Annotated in this window: 3 protein-coding genes; all 3 read left to right on the forward strand. The window is 49.4% G+C overall.

Going from position 1 to position 3,107, the window contains the following annotated elements; translation table 11 throughout:
• Window positions 1-152: 152 nt before the first annotated feature.
• Window positions 153-1,088 (forward strand): M23 family metallopeptidase, encoded by a 936-nt coding sequence (locus tag FWJ59_RS09020; RefSeq protein WP_414481607.1) that lies wholly within the window; start codon window positions 153-155, stop codon window positions 1,086-1,088.
• Window positions 1,089-1,137: 49 nt separating this feature from the next.
• Complete coding sequence (locus tag FWJ59_RS09025; protein ID WP_414481608.1) at window positions 1,138-1,737, forward strand: nitroreductase family protein; 600 nt, start codon at window positions 1,138-1,140, stop codon at window positions 1,735-1,737.
• 115 nt (window positions 1,738-1,852) lie between these two features.
• The coding region (locus FWJ59_RS09030; protein ID WP_414481609.1) for a dihydroxy-acid dehydratase at window positions 1,853-3,107 on the forward strand (1,255 nt) is incomplete at its 3' end.

Below are 3,107 nucleotides of genomic sequence, written 5' to 3' on the forward strand. Positions count from 1 at the left end.
AACCCGTTACGGCAGGATAAAATGTTTTGAGATTGTTGACTGATGAAAATGGTAAAAATGAATTGATTGGGATGCAAAGGAAATATAACACGCTGTCATGACATAGATTTGCACAGGTGTATGATGATATAATGGAATAGGCGCATGGGCTGGTGTGGAGATCTGATTTCGGGCAGGAAGTAAATATCCGCCGTAAGGGGGAAATAGGGGTGTATGCTTCTCCTCGGATTAGACGAAGATATTCCATAAATAATAAGCGTCGCTTTATTTGTGCCATTGTTTTTGCCGTCTTGCTCATCGCTTTGATGCTTGGGTTGCCGTCGTGGATAGCTCGCAAATTCTTTGACTCTTATTACAGGATAGCGGATTTTGCTCCTGAACATTTGGAGATGTACTTTGCCATAGGCGATGAACAGGGCGTTCCTTGGTACTATCTGGCCGCTATAGATAAGGCAGAGGACGTGATGGCGGAAGATATAACCGTTGAACGGGTAGGCCGGATAGCCATACTCCTTCGTGGAATAGAGAATTTCGAGCAGCTCGAACAGTTCCTCGAAGCCTACAGGGGAGATAAGGAATTTTATAGCAGGGTGCGAGAGGAGCTTGACAAGCTTGAGCGTATACGCCAGGTCTATGAGGATAAAGTGTTTCCTATAGCTAAGGGTTATGAGTACGACTACAGCGATGGATTTGGGGATGTTCGCACTTATGGTGGGGAGCGTACTCACGAAGGGATCGATATAATGTGCGACAAAGGTGTACCGGTGGTATCAGTGTGCGATGGGGTGGTTGAAAAGATGGGATGGCTGGAGCTGGGGGGATGGCGCCTGGGCATCCGCGGTGAGGATGGTATATATTACTATTATGCACACCTGTCCCGATACCACAAGGATGTACGCCAAGGCAGGAGGGTAAAAAAAGGACAGGTTATAGGGTATGTAGGAGATTCTGGGTATGGAGAGGAAGGCACTACGGGCAAATTTGCTCCGCATCTTCACTTTGGTATGTATGAGGGCAAGGAAGAGGTAGCGGTTAACCCATATCCGTTTTTGAAGATGTGGGAGAAGAACAAGGTGGATGTGAAATAACGTCTTTTCGGTTTTCAGAGCTTAAATTTGTTGTTGCGGAGGTGACATCATGACTGTTAAGGAGGCCATAAGGGCGCGGAGGACCATCAGGAAATATAAGCAGGAGAGAATCCCGCTGGAGGTGCTTAAGGAGCTGGTGGACGGGGCTAGGCTGGCACCGTCTGCTGCCAATCGGCAACCTCTGGAATACTTGATTGTGGAAGACGCTTCTCTTTTGGAGCCGGTATTCAGTACGCTGGGATGGGCTGGTTATATCAGGCCCCACGGAACGCCAAAAGAAGGGGAAAAGCCTACGGCTTATATAGTAGTACTCATAAACCGAGAGCTGGATAGCGCATGGTCTGCCAAATACGACGTAGGAGCTGCCGTTCAAAACATACTGCTAGGTGCATTGGAATATGGCATAGGTTGTTGCTGGATCGGCTCTGTAGACAGGGACAGGTTGCGGGAGATACTGCAAATTCCGGATAAGTATATCATAGACTGCGTTGTGGCTTTGGGGTATGCGGCTGAAAAATCGGTGATAGAGGATGAACAGGGCTCCATAAGGTATTACAAGGATGATAAGGGAGTACTGCATGTGCCAAAGCGACGGCTGGAAGACATAATGCATGTAAATAGGATAAATATAGTAAATAACGCTAAATAAACTTTGCAATCGGCTTTTAATCTAAAGATGTGGACTTCTTATTTGGGGTGGGAAATGGGCTGTTAAACAGCTTTCTTTAGAAGAAGCCACTATTTCGAAAGAGGAGTGTATCGCCATGATAAGCGATAGAGTAAAAAAGGGGATCGAAAAAGCGCCGCACAGGTCTTTATTTAAGGCTATGGGCTATATCGATGAGGAGCTAGAGCGGCCGTTGATAGGCGTTGTCAGCGCTCATAGTGAGGTGGTGCCTGGGCACCTGCATTTGGATACCATAGCTCGCGCTGTCAAAGATGGGATACGCATGGCCGGTGGAACCCCGATAGAATTTTCAGTTATCGGGGTGTGCGATGGTATTGCCATGAATCACGTGGGCATGAAGTATTCTTTGGCTTCCAGAGAGCTGATAGCCGACAGCATAGAGGCTATGGCGATGGCCCACGGCTTTGACGGATTAGTCCTTATCCCCAACTGCGACAAAATAGTTCCCGGTATGTTGATGGCCTGCGCCCGGCTCAACATTCCTTCTATCGTCATAAGCGGGGGGCCTATGCTGGCAGGCAAAAGAGCCGGTAGGGTCTTGGATTTAAATTCGGTATTTGAAGGGGTAGGAGCAGTAGCTGCCGGGAAGATGACTCCTGATGAACTCAAGGAGATAGAGGAATATGCATGCCCGGGGTGTGGATCCTGTTCGGGCATGTTTACGGCCAATTCCATGAATTGCTTGGCAGAGGTTTTAGGACTGGCCTTGCCTGGCAACGGTACCATCCCGGCGGTGTATGCTGAAAGGGTGCGATTGGCCAAAAAGGCTGGTATGAGGATCGTCGAGCTGGTACGCAATAATATATGCCCGAGGGATATTTTGGTGCCTGAGGCTTTTGAGAATGCACTGGCGGTGGACATGGCGCTTGGATGCTCCACCAATTCGGTGCTCCATCTTACCGCCATAGCTTATGAGGCGGGCGTCCACATAGATCTGGATATCATAAACAGGATAAGCGAGCGTACGCCCAACCTCTGCAGGCTAAGCCCAGCAGGGCCATATCACGTGGAAGACCTGTATGCTGCCGGTGGAGTTCAAGCCGTTATGAAGGAGCTATCCAAAAAAGGGCTGCTGCATCTTGAGCTTTTAACCGTTACCGGTAAGACGGTAGGGGAGAACATTGCGGGAGCGCGGGTCCTAGACCACGATGTCATAAGGCCGATCGATAATCCCTATAGCCCGACCGGGGGCATAGCCGTACTAAAGGGTAACCTTGCGCCTGAAGGCGCTGTAGTTAAGAGGGCTGCCGTTGCGCCCGAGATGATGGTCCACGAAGGGCCGGCCAGGGTTTTTGATTCGGAAGAGGAAGCCTTTGAAGCTATACTGGGTG

Source organism: Caldicoprobacter sp., assembly GCF_047459465.1.
Taxonomy (GTDB): domain Bacteria; phylum Bacillota; class Clostridia; order Caldicoprobacterales; family Caldicoprobacteraceae; genus Caldicoprobacter.

Bases quoted from the DNA above. Each gene is read 5' to 3' on its own strand.
- FWJ59_RS09025 (WP_414481608.1), top strand. From the start codon at position 1,138: ATGACTGTTAAGGAGGCCATAAGGGCGCGGAGGACCATCAGGAAATAT.